17 protein-coding genes are annotated in these 17,502 nt (G+C 41.1%); 11 read left to right on the forward strand and 6 right to left on the reverse strand.

The genetic code is table 11. From position 1 onward, the window contains the following. The first annotated feature begins 304 nt into the window (after positions 1–304). Positions 305–733 carry a CAAD domain-containing protein gene (locus NSTC745_RS21385; protein ID WP_445632738.1) on the forward strand — a complete coding sequence of 143 codons (429 nt, stop codon included), beginning with the start codon at positions 305–307 and terminating at the stop codon, positions 731–733. Positions 734–1,325: 592 nt separating this feature from the next. Further along, entirely contained in the window at positions 1,326–1,733 is a 408-nt protein-coding gene (locus NSTC745_RS21390) for a hypothetical protein (protein WP_445632739.1), read from the forward strand. A 207-nt stretch (positions 1,734–1,940) separates the two neighbouring features. Here NSTC745_RS21390 and NSTC745_RS21395 read toward each other — a convergent pair whose 3' ends face one another. The 3 genes from NSTC745_RS21395 to NSTC745_RS21405 form a co-directional block, all read right to left on the reverse strand. Next, entirely contained in the window at positions 1,941–2,135 is a 195-nt protein-coding gene (locus NSTC745_RS21395) for a hypothetical protein (RefSeq protein WP_445632740.1), read from the reverse strand. Between the two features lie 3 nt (positions 2,136–2,138). Next, positions 2,139–3,689, reverse strand: coding sequence for a metallophosphoesterase (locus NSTC745_RS21400; protein WP_445632741.1), 1,551 nt, complete (start codon positions 3,687–3,689; stop codon positions 2,139–2,141). 117 nt (positions 3,690–3,806) lie between these two features. Further along, positions 3,807–4,778: a YegS/Rv2252/BmrU family lipid kinase gene (locus NSTC745_RS21405; RefSeq protein WP_445632742.1), complete on the reverse strand. Its 972-nt coding sequence runs from the start codon at positions 4,776–4,778 to the stop codon at positions 3,807–3,809. A gap of 746 nt (positions 4,779–5,524) precedes the next feature. Between NSTC745_RS21405 and NSTC745_RS21410 the strand changes: the two genes are divergently transcribed. After that, a complete protein-coding gene (locus NSTC745_RS21410; protein ID WP_445632743.1) occupies positions 5,525–6,136 on the forward strand; it encodes a sterol desaturase family protein in 612 nt (203 codons plus the stop codon). Between the two features lie 108 nt (positions 6,137–6,244). Here the strand turns inward: NSTC745_RS21410 and crtR are convergent, their stop codons facing one another. Continuing rightward, a complete protein-coding gene (gene crtR, locus NSTC745_RS21415) occupies positions 6,245–7,300 on the reverse strand; it encodes a beta-carotene hydroxylase (RefSeq protein ID WP_445632744.1) in 1,056 nt (351 codons plus the stop codon). Positions 7,301–7,785: 485 nt separating this feature from the next. Here crtR and NSTC745_RS21420 point away from each other — a divergent pair, with 485 nt between their 5' ends. Beyond that, entirely contained in the window at positions 7,786–7,962 is a 177-nt protein-coding gene (locus tag NSTC745_RS21420; RefSeq protein ID WP_445632745.1) for a hypothetical protein, read from the forward strand. Between the two features lie 200 nt (positions 7,963–8,162). Continuing rightward, positions 8,163–8,585: a lysozyme inhibitor LprI family protein gene (locus NSTC745_RS21425; protein ID WP_445632746.1), complete on the forward strand. Its 423-nt coding sequence runs from the start codon at positions 8,163–8,165 to the stop codon at positions 8,583–8,585. Positions 8,586–8,592: 7 nt separating this feature from the next. Here NSTC745_RS21425 and NSTC745_RS21430 read toward each other — a convergent pair whose 3' ends face one another. Further along, positions 8,593–9,156: a Uma2 family endonuclease gene (locus tag NSTC745_RS21430; protein WP_445632747.1), complete on the reverse strand. Its 564-nt coding sequence runs from the start codon at positions 9,154–9,156 to the stop codon at positions 8,593–8,595. Positions 9,157–9,405: 249 nt separating this feature from the next. On the opposite strand from NSTC745_RS21430, the gene hemC reads away from it, so the two are divergent. The 5 genes from hemC (at position 9,406) to NSTC745_RS21455 (ending at position 14,540) form a co-directional block, all read left to right on the forward strand. Beyond that, the gene (hemC, locus tag NSTC745_RS21435; protein WP_445632748.1) at positions 9,406–10,377 is read left to right on the forward strand and encodes a hydroxymethylbilane synthase; all 972 of its coding nucleotides are present in this window, start codon (positions 9,406–9,408) and stop codon (positions 10,375–10,377) included. A gap of 123 nt (positions 10,378–10,500) precedes the next feature. Further along, the gene (glgA, locus tag NSTC745_RS21440; protein ID WP_445632749.1) at positions 10,501–11,952 is read left to right on the forward strand and encodes a glycogen synthase GlgA; all 1,452 of its coding nucleotides are present in this window, start codon (positions 10,501–10,503) and stop codon (positions 11,950–11,952) included. 246 nt (positions 11,953–12,198) lie between these two features. After that, positions 12,199–13,089: a M23 family metallopeptidase gene (locus tag NSTC745_RS21445; RefSeq protein ID WP_445632750.1), complete on the forward strand. Its 891-nt coding sequence runs from the start codon at positions 12,199–12,201 to the stop codon at positions 13,087–13,089. Positions 13,090–13,153: 64 nt separating this feature from the next. Further along, a complete protein-coding gene (locus tag NSTC745_RS21450; protein ID WP_445632751.1) occupies positions 13,154–13,780 on the forward strand; it encodes a Uma2 family endonuclease in 627 nt (208 codons plus the stop codon). Positions 13,781–13,922: 142 nt separating this feature from the next. Next, on the forward strand, positions 13,923–14,540 hold the full coding sequence (locus tag NSTC745_RS21455) for a hypothetical protein (protein ID WP_445632752.1): 618 nt from the start codon (positions 13,923–13,925) through the stop codon (positions 14,538–14,540). 647 nt (positions 14,541–15,187) lie between these two features. Here the strand turns inward: NSTC745_RS21455 and NSTC745_RS21460 are convergent. Then, positions 15,188–16,954, reverse strand: coding sequence for an NACHT domain-containing protein (locus tag NSTC745_RS21460; RefSeq protein ID WP_445632753.1), 1,767 nt, complete (start codon positions 16,952–16,954; stop codon positions 15,188–15,190). Positions 16,955–17,100: 146 nt separating this feature from the next. On the opposite strand from NSTC745_RS21460, the gene NSTC745_RS21465 reads away from it, so the two are divergent. Then, positions 17,101–17,433: a hypothetical protein gene (locus NSTC745_RS21465; protein ID WP_445632754.1), complete on the forward strand. Its 333-nt coding sequence runs from the start codon at positions 17,101–17,103 to the stop codon at positions 17,431–17,433. Positions 17,434–17,502: the final 69 nt, after the last annotated feature.

Genomic DNA, 17,502 nt, shown 5'->3' on the forward strand with positions numbered 1-17,502 from the left:
GCACAGATGTGGGAATTATAACTAATTAGGCGGACATGATATAACTTTAAGAGTTCCGGCGATCGCCATATCATACATATACAGTAATATCAGTTGATTTAGGAACATTTTTTGCACATTCAAGCAAAATACAAATTATTCAGATCGTAATTCTCTACCTGAATAAGGCGATTCCCAAACACCTTAAGAGTAGTATACTTAATTTAATGAAGAAAAATAATTGACAACTGACAACTTTAATTACTATATTTATTGACGCTCAGGTAATTTATAAAAACTCCTGTAATTGCTGAAAACCAAAACTATGGAAACCCAACAGCAGCCACTCGAATCCATTAACCCTTCTTCATTACAAGCTACCCTAGCGCTTGAGGGGACAAATACTACAAATTTGCCAAAGCTACCACCAGCATCGGAATCAGAATGGCAACAAATTAGTAGACAATTTTTGGAATTTTTCGGGCAAGTGCCACAATACTTAAGTAACTTTTTTAAGGACTACAGCCAGGCTCTAATAACTCTAAGTTTAATTGTTGCGGCGCTCGTCACAGTCAAGGTAGCATTAGCAGTTCTCGGTGCGATTAATGATATTCCACTACTGTCACCAATTTTTGAATTAATTGGAATTGGTTATGCCACTTGGTTTACTTTCCGCTATTTAATTAAAGCATCAAATCGCCAAGAATTAGCCAATGAAATTCAATTTCTGAGAAACCAAATTGTGGGCGAATAAGTTTGTAAATCATTTTGTACCAATTCTCGCTTTGATAAGGTACAACGTAGGGGCGCATAGCTATGCACCCCTACAAATTTATTGACCTCATGCGATTATAAGCAGCTATAAATTAATTACATTATTATATTCAAATTATTGAATCAGCTTTCATATTAACTTGAGTAATAGCGATTACTCAGTACTTAGCGATAAGTTTGAGCAACGGCTAAGTAGAAACACTAAATTAAACTAAAAAACAGGTTGCCGGGTTTCGACTCCGCGGAAGTTGAGTTTCGACTACGCGGAAGTTGAGCGTAGTCGAAACTCAACCCTCGTCTTCTCAGCGATCGAGCATTGAGCGAAGTCGAAATGCGTCTTCTAAATAATTGTGTCTGCCTACTTACCTTTCGGTTTTTCCAAAGGAGTAACGCCTACCAAAACTGCGGTGACTCAGTACTGTTACGGTGAATCTTTTGGATACATCTCAAGATAGAGAAAATCATGTATCTAGAAGTTTAACTCACTTCTCAAGATAGTAGATTGGAAATGTAAAACAGCCTAATCTAGTTCTCGAAGTTATTCAATACATTCTTTAGCGAGGACATAATTTATGACTAATGAATCAGTTAAAAAAGGTATAGATTCATCTGAACGTGCAGAAGTAGATACATACGATCGCGGAATTATCCCCGCTGAAACAGCTGCTCGCAGAGAAAGAGAAGGAGATAAATACAAAACAACTCCCACAGAAGAAAGAGAAGCCAGTTCAGCTACCGACGACCAAACCGATTCCGAAAGCATACGTACCACCGACGGTTACACCGTAGACAGAGAAGGTTTGTTGAACAACTATGCAGTTGAACCAGAAATGTACTACGAAGAACCTGGTGATGCACGCCAAGAAGCGACAGAAGATACTGCACAACGTGTTGATGAACTTGAAGATATTAACGAGGACGAAGAAGGTAAGTTAACAGAAAAGGGTGACAAACGCGGTAAAGGCTCAGGAATCATTTAATAAAAAACCATTATTGAATTTTTGATTTTTGATTTTTGATTTTGGATTGAAAATTCCAAATCCAAAATGTCTAAAAAAACGAATTTATCGGTGAAATAAATCTCAAATTCAAAATTGTTTTACTTTTTCCTGGGTGCAATTACACGTAAAAAGGCTAATGAAGAAGTTTGTAGAGACGCGATCGCTGCGTCTCTACTTTTATGTTTATTAAGTAGAAGGCGCGAGGCAGGGGAGATGACGAGATGGGGGAGTGTGGGGAGTGTGGGGAGAGAGGGGGGATGGGGGAGTGTGGGGAGTGTGGGGGTAAAGAGAATTTATGCTTCCCTCTCCTCCCACACCTCCCACACCTCCCACACCTCCCACACTTCCTGTTTGCCCAATGCCCAATGCCCCATGCCCCATTCCCTAAATTACCAACGGTTCGAGTTCATGACTATACCATTGTCGTTGATACCATTCGGCAACCAAGGGACGAACAATAAATTTGGGGCTTCCTTCGCCTTTGACATCTATGCGTAAACTTGAATAAGGGCGTCGCTTTTGAGAACCGTAACCGTTGCGACCTAAGAACAAATGCGATCGCGCTACTAATTTATTCTCCTCCATTAAATTTGCTCCCTCAATCCGCTGGCGTCGCAGGCTAAAGCCGCTACCACCACAAACAACCCAGGGGATATGAGAATCTGCGTGTCCTGTATCCATTGTTTGCAGATATTCTAGACAGTGGGCGTGTCCATTCAATACCAAATCGACCAAAGGACGCCCCTGATTTAAAGAACCGATTTTTTGAGCTACTCCATCCAGAACTTCACGTAGATGCTTGCGAATTGTCAAAGTTTGTGCTTGCTGCCACTTTGTCGCTTCAGTCACGTAAGGAGGATGGTGGAAATAAATCACCCGTCCCCGAACTTCGTCAGTATTCCAAGATTCGATTAGTCTGTACTTGAGCCAATCGAGTTGTTCGATGTCAGTCTGGGTAGGTCGGTCTGTGGCTAGTTGCTTATCAATATCAACAATAATTTCTTCAATTTGCGACAGCTTGGCTTGGAAGTCCTCTAACTCATCGGCATCGCTAGGATTTTCAGGATTTAGCTTGGTTGAGGTTTCCATGATTTGCATTTTTTCTTGCTCTAAATCCTGACGGCGTTTTTCCAAGACTTTACGGTCTGCTTCACCTTTTCTCGTCTTCGGTAGCGGTGGTGGGTCGTTAAATGTATTAGAATCCAAGGCGAAGAAATCAATACCGCCATAGCGAAAAGTGTAGTAGCGATTGGGAAGGCGGGTAAAGTGCCCTGGTTGATAGCAAAGACAATTACCCGTGTCTGTTTTGGCGGTGTAGTAGCGATTTAAATGAGCGTCTAATGCTCCTGGAAGCTCAAAGGCTTTGAGATAGTCTAAAAAAGCCCGTGCGTAAGCGTCGCCTGTTCCCGAACCATGCAAACCTACATCTAAATCTAACCGCGATCGCAACAGTTTACGAATCGGTAATGTTGTCAGCGATGCTAACCCTAAGACAATCGGTAAGTCATAATAATCATGATTTCCCAGTACTGGTAAAATCGGCAGCTTAAAAACCATATGGTCGTAAGTAATCTTTCTGGGATGCTCTCCACCAACGATAAACTCTCGGTAAGGCTGGATGAAGTTCTGTTGGTAATACTCACTCGACCCCACTAAATAAATCACATCCCCGGTGTGTAGCATAAAACGACATTCATCGTGATGGGGCAGCATGAGTTCAGCCACCTGTCGCTGGGGATTCTGTCCCTGATGGTTTCCAGAACCACTATCACCTACAACTAAAAACGAAAACTCCAAATCATCTGCATGACCATCATCCAGCACTAATCGAGTTTGATCGATGTTGCGTTCGACAATCAACGGATCTTGCCATCGTACCCGCTGATTCATTTTGCGAACTTTTTTAGCAATAGGTGGATCGGATACTAATTTCAAGGCAACCTAACTCCTGAATATTTAATTGGAGGGGAGTGGGGAGTGGGGGACAAGGGAGACAAGGTAGCAATCTTTTTTCCTTGTCTCCGCCCTCTTCCTTGTCTCCCTCATCTATCCTCACTCTTCTGGTGTATTTTTCATCTCAATAACCAAATTGGGGAGTCCGTCTAGTTTTTCTATAGGCTCAACTTCTTCTATTAGTGGCACAAAAACTTTTAAGCCTGCTGGTACGCACTTTACTTCTATTGGTGTTGTACCGATGATTTCGCCGTCCAAAACAACTTTTTGTGGTGGCTCTGTAGTAATTTTAAATTGTTTGGCTCGCAGATAACCAATATCATTGCGTTCTGCGGCGTTGCCTGTAGAAGCTGTTTGGAAGAGATGGAATGTTGCAGCGATCGCTCCGGCTTTACTAGTTGGAGCTACAATTGTTAAGTCTAGTAGCCCGTCGTCATAAACTAGACCTGCTGGCCCTTGTGCTAATACTGAAGTGGGAGGCGCAGCATTGGCGACTGTGACTGCACACGCGCTGGTTTTAATTATTCTGTCTTCAGTTTCAATTTCAACATCAAAGTTCTTTAAGTTTCTCAGTTGCTGAATTCCTGCTAAAACGTAAGCCATCATCCCAAAACGATTTTTAGCTTCCCTGTCTGCTAGTTCTACGGTTTCAGCTTCAAAGCCAACACCCACTAGCAGTACCATTGGCAAATCGTTACAATAAGCCACGTCTACATTGCGGGTTCCTCCCTGCAAAATTGTCTGACATGCACCTGCGATCGTGTCAGGAATTCCCAAAGCCGTGGCAAATGCGTTTGCTGTACCCCTAGAAATTATCCCAAACGGAATGTCAGTACCAACTACTGCCGCCGCCGCCGCCGAGAGGGTGCCATCTCCCCCAGAAGCAATTATGGCATTTACCCCTCGCTCTACTGCTGCATAGGCCAAGGCATCAGCACCAACTTCCTCAGTTGTTAAATAAATATCTAAATCAATTTCTGGCTCTAATATCGATCGAATTTCTGCCAGTTCTAATTCTGGGTCACCCTGGCCGGCTACTGGATTGAAGATGAGGCAGGCGGAACGATTCATAGGGAATAAGTACTAAGCTCGGATAGCTAATATATCAAATTATTTTTACTATTCTCATACTATTGTGACTTCTTTTTACGTGTGTGATGCAGCAGATTTCAATGAAGTGCGAACTACACCATCTAGATTAGACCTCTTGCTTTCATTGCTTTTTGCAAGAGGTGGGAAAAGGGAAAAGGTAAAAGGGGAAAGGGAAAATACCAAACCTTTCCCCTTTTACCCTTCCCCTTTTCCCGACTTCTGCAAGAAGTCTATTTGGTAGCTACACCAACCGAGAACCTATTCTAAATTCTGGATTCTGAATTCTAACTTCTGGTGTATAAACCGACAATTGAAAGAGATTATAATTTTCATTTACAAAATAATAAATTCACTAAATTGAAGTTGCTGGATAACATTTTTTTAGAAACACGCAAAATCTCAGTATTTGTGTCACAAAGGAGACGAGAAATCTATTAAGAAATCTAAATATACAATAACTAGAGTATTTAGTATTGTAAAATAAACAGTGAATTTTGCCTATTAATAAATTAGGAGAGCTTAGCTATTGTTGATATAATTCAGCACTTTCATTTCACTAAATTAATTAATTTTACGGATAGGTCTAATTGACGAATCATTCATTTTTCTATTATTGGTTTTTCTTCTTTGTTATCACTCTTGCCCGATATTTTCTGATAGCTGGAGGAGCATACTTGCTGTTTTATTCAGTTTTGGGAAAGTCTCTCGCCAACAAGAGTTTACGTTTGAAACCGTTGCTTAATTCTTCTATTCTAAAGGATATTCAACTATCGGTACTCTCCGCAGCCGTTTTTGGTATTTCTGGAGCGTTTATTATTTCAGAGTATATCTTAGGAAAAACGCTATTATACACTAATCTTTCCGAGTACGGACTATGGTATTTGCTAGCTAGTTTTGTCGTGGTGTTAATTCTTCAGGATACATACTTTTACTTTATCCATCGGATGTTTCACCACCCTCTGATTTTTAAATGGATGCATTACGGACATCACCGTTCAGGAGAACCAACGCCTTGGAGTTCTTCTGCATTTGATTTTCCAGAGGCGATCGTACAAGCACTTTTTTTTGTAGCTGTAATCTACATAGTTCCACTACATTTTATTACCTTAGTGGCCGCACTTATAACTATGACAGTTTGGGCAGTATTTACCCATCTAGGATTTGAGGTATTTCCTTCTTCATCCAAGACTAACTGGATTGGAAAGTGGCTGATTGGTTCTATGCATCATTCAATACATCACCGCAAGTATAAGGTACACTACGGATTGTATTTTACGCTCTGGGATAAACTACTGGGTACTGAAGACCCTAATTATGTAGATAAAACTGATACATAGGAGTCATTAGTCATTAGTCATTAGTTACAAGTAACGAAGAACAAATAACAAATGACTAATGACAACCCGATGAATTAGCGTGCAATATTTATGGAGTGCAGCTGATTCCTAATTGTGTGATTCGTCTTTCTTGTTGGTTGTTTGATGGTGAAAGCGAATTCCGATAAAAATATCATAAATAAACTCTAAAAAGTCTTTCTTTTGTAGTAATCCTGAAGTTTGATAGCAGCCTTTTTCATCTAATAAAGGTTTCATTAGATAGTATGTAGACTGATATTTATACCAAGGAATAGAAGTCCATAAATGATGAATTAAATGATAGTTTTGTCCCAAAATTAGAATATTAAGAATTGGGCTGGGGTATACGCGAGCATTTTTCCAGCGATCGCGTTCTCTAAAAGGACGATGGGGCAAGTAATCAAAAAAGAAGCCTAGTATTAACCCCACTATACCAGAAGGTACAATCCAAAAATTCAGAACATACATTAAACAATGATTTTGAATTGCTATATAAAAAATTCCAACGACAATTAAACGGCTGATAAACCATTCCAATAGCTCATATTTACGCCACAATCGTCGCTGAAAGAAAAATACTTCGTGGTACAAAAACCGAAATGCAATTAGCCACAGCGGCCCGCCTGTAGAAACATAATGATCTGGGTCATCTTTGGGATGGTTTACATGAGCGTGATGCTGCAAATGCACCCGCGTAAATACTGGGAAAACAAACCCCAGCATTAAGGCGCTACCATGCCCTAGCATGGCATTAATTATGCGATCGCGGTGGGCAGCTCGATGACATGCATCATGAATTACTGTCCCCGCACAATGCAAAGCAATAGTATTAAGGCAAAAGCATAGCCAGTCCGGCCATTGCCAAAGCCAGTAACCAAAGTTAGATAATACCAATGTTCCCAAAGCTGCCAAAAATAGCAGTAGGGTAGGATTGAAATCCCCAGGAGGTGCTAAAAGTTCCTTCGGCGGAATTTTCGGCAGCTTGTGTGCTTTCAACGCTACCGTTTTTGTTTCTGTATTTGCTATGTCTTCTAAGGTAACTTCCAAATTTTGATGATTTTGCTTTTTATTGTCATCAACGGCTGGATCGATGATGATTAGGCTTTTGGTTGTAATGTCAAAAAAATTAGGATCTAAAGAGGTCATAATTTTTGCTGGTCGCGGTTCCTTGATAAAGTGAGCATGAAATCTCTTTCTTCAGCCAGCACAGAATAGATTTCTTGCCCCGATTAGAGAGAGGAAACCCTGAAAATCTAGCCGATACTGTTCTCAATTACAATTACAATGGTCTGTTAGACCTATGGTGTTGGAAAACAAGTCATTATACTTCCAAAAAAAAAGTTTATATGTTTTTTTATAATCTTTCAATTTTCAAATTTTTACCTAAGCATTAGTTAGCATTCAATACCATAAAATGGAATTGATATTAAAACTACACTTTTTAATTTTCTGGACTTTCAATTTTTAGACTTCAATTCAAACAAGTAAATCAGGCATATGTTGAGGTTAGAGAGTAGGGAATAACCAACGGAGAATCAGGTATTTTCATCACGACTTGTCAAGTATAGTTGCTCAATATCTCTTGCAAAAGTAATTTTTGCACATTTGTAGACAAAGGGCAAAGGAAAATTTTGTCTGTTTTGCCGACTTCTACAAAAAGTATATGCACAAGCGATCGCTTTTGTGTACCGCGATCCCCTACAACCTATGCAGGCTTTGTCGTTGCCTATGATAGGTCAGAGGCGATCGCCATCTTTATAGCCATAGGTATGACTATCTTGATTAAATTAAGATTCTTGACTTATTAAATAATTTATGCTTATTGGTAGGATAAAGTCGAAGTGAAAACTTGCTCAGTATACAAACCAACCATAACCCTCAATTATGAGATTTGGAAATTTCAAGGGTTTTTGTGCAACCCTGATTTGTTATGGCTTGGTATTGTTGATGTTTGAGCGATTGAAAAATGGCTAAAATTCCTAAAATCATTACGTGCTAGGTAAAATACATGTATTATTTATTTCCTCTAATAGTCAATCTACTAACTTTCAGCAGTTTATACACTCCCAGTCTGACAACAGCCACCACAACGCCAGATCTACCAAAAATGCATTTAGCTCAAAAGCTAAACTGCAATAATGCTCAAACTCAGGTAGAAATTAATGAATGCAGTAGGTTGTCTTATCAAAGTGCTGATAAAAAATTGAACGCAGTTTATCAACAACTACTGCCAAAGTTAGATAGAACTAGAAAACAAAAATTGATTGCTGCCCAGCAAGCATGGATTAAATTTAGAGATACCACTTGTGAATTTGAGAGAAGCGAATATGAAGGTGGAAGTATAGCCCCTACAATTTATTTTGGTTGTCTAGAAAATACCACAAAAGAGCGTACTCAACAATTACAGGAATATCTTAAATCTGACATTTAAATTCTGACTACTCTTTCATCTTTAACCAGCTAAATACTTGTTCTACTGTCAACTCTAAATCAACACCCTCGATAACAATCAATTTATCGTTTTTATGACAAAATTCTGGTTGTTGATGTGGTTGAAAAACAAGAACTGAGCGGTCATCAGGATCGAGCAACCATCCCAATTCACAATCATATTTTAGGCAGTGTAATATATTGCTGATAACTCGGTTATAACTTTGTTCTGGAGACAGAATTTCAATTGTCCAGTTAGGAGCAATTAGCATATCATCTACAGGTTCTCCGTCGTCATCAAATTGGATTTGTTGCCAACGAATCACCGCTATATCTGGAACAATTGACCTACCACCAACAGTACAACGCAACTCTGGAAAAGCATAAGCAATTTGTCTTTTCTCTGTGACTTCGTTAATCCTATTAATCAACTTAGCCTGAAGTCCGGAGTGGCGGGCTTTTGGCATTGGTTTTTGGATAATCTCGCCATCAATATAAATACTTGCAGGCTTAGTTTCTGGTAACTTGAGAAATTCCTCTAGGGTTAGGGATGCAGACTTGGCAAGACTCATGATTTCTGCGACTGCGAAATTTCTGCATCTAGTTTATCAACGATCGCCACTGCCCAAATGCCACAACCAAGGTTACATTTACTACAAATGAGTTACCGTATAGCGTCGCCTCAGCCAAGCTCGGTGTAGTTGATTTTCGTAAAGAATTGTAATACAAAATCCCAAATCTAAAATCCAAAATGGGTACAAGTCACTCACTACGGTAGTCTAGATGAGAGTGAATTAATCCCTGGTTTGATATATTGTTTTATGACATCAGCTGTTTCTAGTCCTCCGCGCACAATTCGTATCGGTTCACGCAAAAGCCAACTTGCTCTAGTTCAAACCTATTGGGTACAGGAGCAACTACAGAAAAGCTATCCAGATATCACTTTTGAAGTCCACACCATGTCTACCCAAGGCGACAAAATCTTGGATGTAGCATTAGCCAAGATTGGCGATAAAGGACTTTTTACTAAAGAACTTGAGTTGGGAATGCTCAATGGCGAGATTGACTTTGCAGTTCATTCCCTCAAGGATCTGCCGACAAACTTACCCGAAGGGTTAACACTAGCAGCAATTACCGAACGGGAAAACCCAGCCGATGCGCTAGTGGTGCATGAAAAGCACAAAGATAAACAAATCGAAACTTTGCCAGAAGGTGCAGTCATCGGTACATCTTCTCTGCGGCGCTTAGCACAGTTACGCCATCGATTCCCCCACTTCACTTTTAAAGATGTCCGGGGAAATTTGATTACACGGTTGGCAAAACTCGATGCTGGTGAATATGACGCCTTGATTTTGGCAGCCGCAGGATTAGGGCGATTGGAAATGAGCGATCGCATTCATCAAATCTTACCTCAAGACATCTCCCTCCACGCCGTCGGCCAAGGCGCATTGGGGATCGAATGCCGTGCCGATGATAGCGAATTAATTTCCCTACTCAAAGCCATCGAACATCCCCAAACACGCGATCGCTGTCTCGCCGAACGAGCTTTTTTACGCGATTTAGAGGGCGGTTGTCAAGTACCTATCGGTGTAAATACAGAAATCTCTGGCGAACAATTAACTTTAACAGGTATAGTTGCCAGCATAGATGGTCAAAAGCTGGTAAAAGATAGCCTCACTGGAGAAGCCAACAAAGCCGAAGCACTGGGCACACAACTAGCACACCTGTTGCGCGACAAAGGAGCCAAAGAAATTTTAGAAGAAATTTTTACGGTGATTGGGCGGGGTTCCTAAGCAATTGCACAAGCGGATGTGATTAGATAAGTAAGTAATCAATAAACAGTCATCAGTAGTCAGCAAACAGTAAAAAACTGATAACTGAATCGCTGTATAGGCACCGGGGAAACAAAACTTACCATGCGGATTTTATTTGTTGCAGCAGAGGCAGCTCCCATTGCCAAAGTAGGCGGAATGGGCGATGTTGTTGGTGCATTGCCCAAATTCCTCAGAGCAATGGGTCATGATGTGCGAATATTCATGCCTTACTACGGCTTCTTGCCAGACAAAATGCAGATTCCCCAAGAACCTATTTGGTGGGGAGATGCGATGTTCCAGCACTTTGCAGTCTACGAAACCGTTTTGCCTGGTACTGATGTTCCCTTATACTTATTTGGACATCCCGCCTTCATGCCCCGCCGCATTTATTCAGGAGAAGATGAAGATTGGCGGTTCACCTTGTTTGCCAATGGTGCAGCGGAGTTTGCCTGGAATTATTGGAAACCAGAAATTATTCACTGCCACGATTGGCACACAGGAATGATTCCTGTATGGATGCACCAAGATCCTGATATTACCACCGTCTTTACGATTCATAACTTAGCCTATCAGGGGCCGTGGCGTTGGTATTTAGAAAAAATTACTTGGTGTCCTTGGTATATGCAAGGACACAACACAATGGCAGCTGCGGTGCAATATGCCAATAAAGTCAATACAGTTTCGCCGACTTATGCAGAGCAAATCAAGACAGCTGAGTATGGTGAAACATTAGAAGGTTTGTTGTCTTTTATTAGCGGTAAGTTATCTGGGATTATCAATGGTATTGATGTCGAAGTTTACAATCCAGAAAATGACAAATACATTGCCCAAGTCTTCACACATGATAGTTTGGAGAAACGCAAAGCGAATAAAATTGCTTTGCAAGAAGAAGTAGGATTAGAAGTTAATTCCGGTGCATTTTTAATTGGGATTGTCACGCGATTAGTAGAACAAAAAGGCATCGATTTAATATTGCAAATTCTCGATCGCTTTATGGCATACACAGATGCACAGTTTGTACTGTTAGGGACAGGCGATCGCTACTATGAAAGTCAGATGTGGCAATTAGCATCTCGCTTTCCCGGACGTATGGCAACTTACCTGCTGTATAACGATGCCTTGTCTCGCCGCATCTACGCCGGCACTGACGCATTCTTAATGCCTAGTCGTTTTGAACCTTGCGGTATTAGCCAAATGATGGCTTTGCGTTACGGTTCCGTCCCCATCGTCCGCCGCACGGGTGGATTAGTTGACACCGTATCACACTACGACCCTATAAATAGCGTAGGCACCGGTTACTGCTTTGACCGCTACGAACCACTAGACCTTTTCACCTGTATGATTCGGGCTTGGGAAGGCTTCCGTTTCAAACCCCAATGGGAAGAACTACAAAAACGTGGTATGAGTGAAGACTTTAGCTGGTATCAATCTGCCAAGCAGTACGTGAAATTGTACAGGTCAATTTACGGCTTGCCAGAAGAAGAGGAGGAAACACCACAGCCAGAGTTAGTATTAAACGAGGCAGTGGCAGCTGGCAATTCCTCAACCCCCTAAAAAATAACTACTTTTTGTGACTCGCGATCGCATTTTCAGATTAGCTTGATGCCTGAAAAATGCGATCGCGAGTTTTTTATATATCAGCCAATAGGCAAAGAAAGTCTATTGACATCGGGGTTTCATACCATTTCAAGGCACAAAAATATTTTTTTCCCAGTCAACAGGAACCAGTGCGTTGTGGGGGTTCCCCCCGTTGTAGCAACTGGCGTTCAACACTCAACAATATTTTCAAACTCGTAATTTATGAAAAAAAATAATTTTTATCGATATCGTAACTATGGACTAATTGGGTTAATATCCTTAACCACCGTATTAAGTACAACTACATCTGGCTTAACAGAATTAGTCAGCAATTCCCCAACTCAAGAAAATTCCATCCCTGCTTATAACTTTATTTGGCCGACTCAAGGTTTTATTTCTCAAGGCTTTCGTAAATATCAACATGAAGGAATCGATATCGCTGGGGTATCCGGGACTCCTATTGTTGCTGCTGCATCCGGTACAGTTATCAAAGCAGGTTGGGATAATTGGGGATTAGGCAATGCCATAAGTATTAAACATCCTGATGGCAGCGTTACTGTTTATGGTCACAATCGCCGTTTATTAGTGAGCAAAGGTCAACAAGTTATTCAAGGTCAAATTATTGCCGAGATGGGATCTACAGGCAACAGTACAGCACCTCATCTCCACTTTGAATTTCATCCACAAGGCCGAATCGCAGTCGATCCGCTTCGTCTATTTGCATCCTCAACCGCAAATGTTACTCCTACTTCTAAAGTTCAGCAAGTTAGCAACTCTAACCGGCTAGTCTCAACACTTCCAGTAGCAAAGCTTTCCTCTTCACAAGGAATTACAATAAATTCTACAACTTTAAATAGTAATACTGAATGTAATGGAGTTACGATTATTCGAGGTGAGACTGCAAAAATCCGTGTCAAAATTTGCGAAGAAAATGGCCGGTTATTTTATATTGGGCAGATGAAACAAAACCCAAATCAGCCTATAAAAATACCTGCTTTGAATATTGGTAAAGATAAATATCAAGCAGATAATGGTAGTTTTTCTTATATAGTCACTCCTCAAAGAGTAGAAGTTTGGCAAAATGGCAGTCGAATTCGTTCTGAAAATTTTTAGATTTTAAACCCTAAGTTTAACTGCGATCGCAGTAATTACGAATTACGAATTACGAATTAAACCTATGACTCAAGCTTTACGAAAACTAGTAGCCTTTGATGAATTTGTTGCTAAATACCCAGACAATTCTGGTAAACGTTATGAACTCCACGATGGAGTAGTGATTGAAATGCCACCACCAACAGGCGATCATGAAGAAGTGATAGGATTTTTAGTCTTTGAAATTACTAGGGAGTGCATCCGATTAAATCTCCGTTACATCATTCCCAAAACAGCGTTTGTCAAACCATTGTCAGGTGAATCAGCTTATTTGCCAGATGTGCTGATATTAAATCAACCTAATTTAGTCAATGAACCACTCTGGAAAAAAGAATCCACTGTTAGCCTAGCTGAATCTATACCATTGGTAATCGAAGTTTTTAGCACTAACTGGCGTGATGATTATCTAACAAAAGTGGCTGGTTATGAAACTCTAGGCATTAGAGAATACTGGATTGTAGATTATGCAGCTTTAGGTGGTAGGCGGTTTATTGGCAATCCCAAGCAACCTACTATCTCGGTTTATTCATTGGTTGATGGTGAGTACCAAGTTAGCCAGTTTCGCGGGAGCGATCGCATCGAATCACAAACATTTCCAGACTTGAATTTAACCGCCGAACAAATTTTTCAATCTGCGTATCCGCAAACATAACCACCCCTGTTAACGTAATTCGTAATTAAAAAATCAATTACGAATTACAAATTATTTTGACCGCTCAACAATCCTTAATCCCCCAGCAACCTGCGTGGGGGTCAATTTTGCTTGCCTTGTTGACAAACACACATACCAAATTATGAGCAAACTTAATGTTATTCACCACCAACGACAACTAGTAGTTGACTCTCGACTCATAGCCCAAGAGTTAGGAATAGACTTTGAGTTGCTAGATGAATTGTCCTATCTGCTGTGGAATAGGTCAGTAGAGTATTTATCTGCTTTTGACTTACTTTCTATCTGGCTCATAGCCTCTTATGACGACTTCGCTGTTAAAACCCGCGAGGCAGAACTAGCACCACAAACTCAGGAGTTAATTGAAGAACTATTGACCAAGTTTGAACAGCAAAATCGGGTGATTGAAGAACAGGGTAAAGCGATCGCACTCGTCCAATCCCAAATACAAAACCTGCTACCGATATCAGCTGACTTCATGCCGCCTGGGTGGGACGCTCATGTGTGGGAGAAATTACTACCACAAGACAAACGCCACTTCAAATATTTGTACCGTCGTCGTGGTTTTCGTCGCGGTAGTGAAGCTGAAGTAAAGCTTTTACCCCTCTCAAACAGGGCATCACAACTAGCTGAAATCGAGCATCTGATTAACGATGTACCAGAGTCAGAAAAAGAGCTGATAGAAACAGCTAAACGAGTTGCGTTGCAGAGGTTTTGGGCACAATTCGGGGGTGAGTCATGACAAAGACTAGAACTAAGCCAGTTGTAGATAAATCTACAAAGCGCGATCAAAGCAGTAAGGCGCGTACTCGCTCCCACATGACAATCCCAACGGCTGATCTTGACTGGGCACTAAATCAATCTCCGACAGTACTACGCCTTTTTTCGGAGTGTTGAAAATCAGACCCGTATGGTTCTCGCTGGATACCACTCACCACAAAATTGCGCGATCGCAATCTAACAGGTGCAAAGAAAGTTCTCAGAGATGCTGGACTGTTTGATTTTAAGACAGAAACCAGAGTGCTGGAAGGTAAACAGCATTACGAAACTATGGCGATCAACCTTCATGGTTCAAGGACTGTTTACTTGGAAACAAGGTGATAATTTTCTAGCCGGGGTCGGCAATGACAGTGCAAACGAAGGCAATGATAATACCGCCCAAGGAATTGATAACACCCCTATCGGCACTCTTAGAGCCGAGGGCGGCAATGACAGTGCCGGGGTGGAACTTGAAATCATTACTGAGCAAGCGTTCCAAAACCTCTCAGGAACTTCTCAAGAACACCTCAAGAACTCTTTTGAAGAGTTCTTGAGGTGTGTCTCTTCCACGCCAAACAAAATCTCTCAAAGTGAGGAGACGGCTCACGCGCCCTTTGGGGGCGCGTCGCCTCAGAGTGTCGAGGGCGTGAAAGAAAAGGAAGTTGAATCGCCTGTGGCGATGGACTGCACGACGCTAACGCTTGTAGATGCTGTACAGAGTAATCCCGCTTCCTTGTTGGCTGAAAACCTCTCTTTTTCATCAGTTGCTACGAGTTCATCAATGCGATGTTTCATCAACTGCAATAGGTCATCAGCATTGTCCAATATCCCTACTGTTAGCAAGAAAACTTCTCGCCAACGTTTGTCAGTGATATAACTACCCAACTGTTGAAACACCTGCTGAGGATTTCGATTTAAGGTGATTTTTCTAGCCGTGAAGAACTCATGAAAAGTTAGATGAGAAAAAGAATAAATTTTCCTCGCCCGTTCTACCAATAAACCATGTTGTGCCTCAATCGATTTCAGTACTGCTCTGCTGTCTAACAACAGTGCTTGTTGGTCGGCTTGGGCATCAGGTAGATTTTGAATGTAATCGCTAATGTACTCTTCTACAAGCCTCTCTTTAAAGAAGTAATTTCCTTTCTCAAAGGTTTCTAAGGCTATTTTGCTCAACAGGTCTTGTTTGCGTTTGAGAGAAAGTTTGTGATACACCAAATCGCGCTCAATCCTGCGCGTACCATCCCACTTTTTGAGTAATACATCTACACCTTCTTGGTAAAGCTCAGAACGATTGGAAGGAAAATCTGTCGATTCACCAAACAGCAAACATAGCAGTGTCAAGAGTAAGGGATTAGTTGCCAGTTGTTTAATCCGTGGATTTTCTTGGAGCTTTTCAACAAACTGTTGAGCTTTGATAGGATCTTTACTCTGGAACCATTTGTTGGCAAACTCGGTAATCTGTTTTTCATTAAAATCCGCAACTTCAACCTCAGTGAAACGTTCAAACTTATATTCATTAGCCGCAATCCGACAAGTAATCACAAAATAGTTGCCATCATACTGAGTAGAAACTCTTTCAATTTCTCTTATAACTCTATCGTTGTCTGCTTGCCTAACTTCATCTAACCCATCAAGCAACACAATCGCCCGACCCTGTTTCAACAGAGTTTTAGTTATTTCTTTGTCTGAAATATCGTTGATAAATTGGTCATTGATATATTCAAATAAACTTGGTTGCTGAGGTTCTTCAGCAAAGGCTTTGAGTGTGATGAAAATGGGGACACGATCTGCCAAAAATTGCCCCAAGTTACACTGAATTGCTATTCTCTTTAAAAAGGTTGTCTTGCCTGCTCCTGGCTTTCCTAAAATCATCAGCTTCGAGTTTTGCTTAACAGCCCCTAAACCTGACACTCGCTTTTCTGACACTTTATATAGCCCAAAGCGTTCAAAGTCTTCTGGTTTGCAGTTTTCCAAAAGTTGGGCTAGCTCTAAGCCTCTGCGTCCTGTAATTTTCTCCAGAATGTTGACATCAGTGTAAATGTCGTTTAATCCAATGGGGTGAGTCATGTCCAAAACACGCATGAATCCACATTGTTTTTGGATGAATGCGCTCACTTTTTGACGTATATGTTGCACCAATTGATCAATACCAGGGGTTTTGACTGCTTCTTCTTCCCCTACTTCTAGCTCTGCAATCTCACCCCACTCTAAACCCAGTTCTGTGCAGATGGCTTGGAATACAGTCTTATCAACAGGCCTTCTGGCAAAAAAACTAATGATTGTTTGGCGTCTACGTCCAACAGTACCAGCCAAATAATCCTGTGTCCAACCTTTGATTCCAAATGCTCGTTTAGCCTTTTCTAACCCTGTTTTCGATGCTTTAAGCGATCGCGTCATAGCTGTGAATCAACTTTGACATAACTATTACATAACTCTAACAGCCTACTTTGACCAAGGTTGAGCTTGAAATTTTTATTCTAAGAACAGAAAGAAAAAACCTGGAGAACATCCAGGTAAGCATCGAAAACACGGAGGCCACAACAATGGATTTCAATCGTCATAGACCCCGCACTTCCAATGATAAGTTAAATGCTCCTAAAGCACTTATCAGGGCAGTGAACGCCACTACCGAACAGCAGTTTTATGGACTGCTGAAGAACCTGGTAAGTGCTGTGAGTAAAGACAGCAGCAATAACGTTGCGATTGTGGCAATAGCAGCAATGTTTTTTGGGTTTGCTGTGATGATGCTAAGACCTGCTACACCTTCTGTGGTTAATCCACCAGTGGTTAACGTGCATAGCAATCCCAATACCACAGTGACAACTAATCAAGAGCAAAACCAACGGATAGATTCGCCATTGGAGCCAGGGTCTTAGTCGAAGTGCGATCGCCACTTGTTAAAAATGGCGATCGCTTTTACTAAGTGTCATGGACTCGTGTAAAAC

The sequence above is a fragment of the Nostoc sp. DSM 114161 genome (assembly GCF_052692665.1).

Bases quoted from the DNA above. Each gene is read 5' to 3' on its own strand.
- NSTC745_RS21385 (WP_445632738.1), top strand. From the start codon at position 305: ATGGAAACCCAACAGCAGCCACTCGAATCCATTAACCCTTCTTCATTA.
- NSTC745_RS21390 (WP_445632739.1), top strand. From the start codon at position 1,326: ATGACTAATGAATCAGTTAAAAAAGGTATAGATTCATCTGAACGTGCA.
- NSTC745_RS21395 (WP_445632740.1), bottom strand. From the start codon at position 2,135: ATGGGGCATGGGGCATTGGGCATTGGGCAAACAGGAAGTGTGGGAGGT.
- NSTC745_RS21405 (WP_445632742.1), bottom strand. From the start codon at position 4,778: ATGAATCGTTCCGCCTGCCTCATCTTCAATCCAGTAGCCGGCCAGGGT.
- crtR (WP_445632744.1), bottom strand. From the start codon at position 7,300: ATGACCTCTTTAGATCCTAATTTTTTTGACATTACAACCAAAAGCCTA.
- NSTC745_RS21425 (WP_445632746.1), top strand. From the start codon at position 8,163: ATGTATTATTTATTTCCTCTAATAGTCAATCTACTAACTTTCAGCAGT.
- NSTC745_RS21430 (WP_445632747.1), bottom strand. From the start codon at position 9,156: ATGAGTCTTGCCAAGTCTGCATCCCTAACCCTAGAGGAATTTCTCAAG.
- hemC (WP_445632748.1), top strand. From the start codon at position 9,406: ATGACATCAGCTGTTTCTAGTCCTCCGCGCACAATTCGTATCGGTTCA.
- glgA (WP_445632749.1), top strand. From the start codon at position 10,501: ATGCGGATTTTATTTGTTGCAGCAGAGGCAGCTCCCATTGCCAAAGTA.
- NSTC745_RS21445 (WP_445632750.1), top strand. From the start codon at position 12,199: ATGAAAAAAAATAATTTTTATCGATATCGTAACTATGGACTAATTGGG.
- NSTC745_RS21450 (WP_445632751.1), top strand. From the start codon at position 13,154: ATGACTCAAGCTTTACGAAAACTAGTAGCCTTTGATGAATTTGTTGCT.
- NSTC745_RS21455 (WP_445632752.1), top strand. From the start codon at position 13,923: ATGAGCAAACTTAATGTTATTCACCACCAACGACAACTAGTAGTTGAC.
- NSTC745_RS21460 (WP_445632753.1), bottom strand. From the start codon at position 16,954: ATGACGCGATCGCTTAAAGCATCGAAAACAGGGTTAGAAAAGGCTAAA.
- NSTC745_RS21465 (WP_445632754.1), top strand. From the start codon at position 17,101: ATGGATTTCAATCGTCATAGACCCCGCACTTCCAATGATAAGTTAAAT.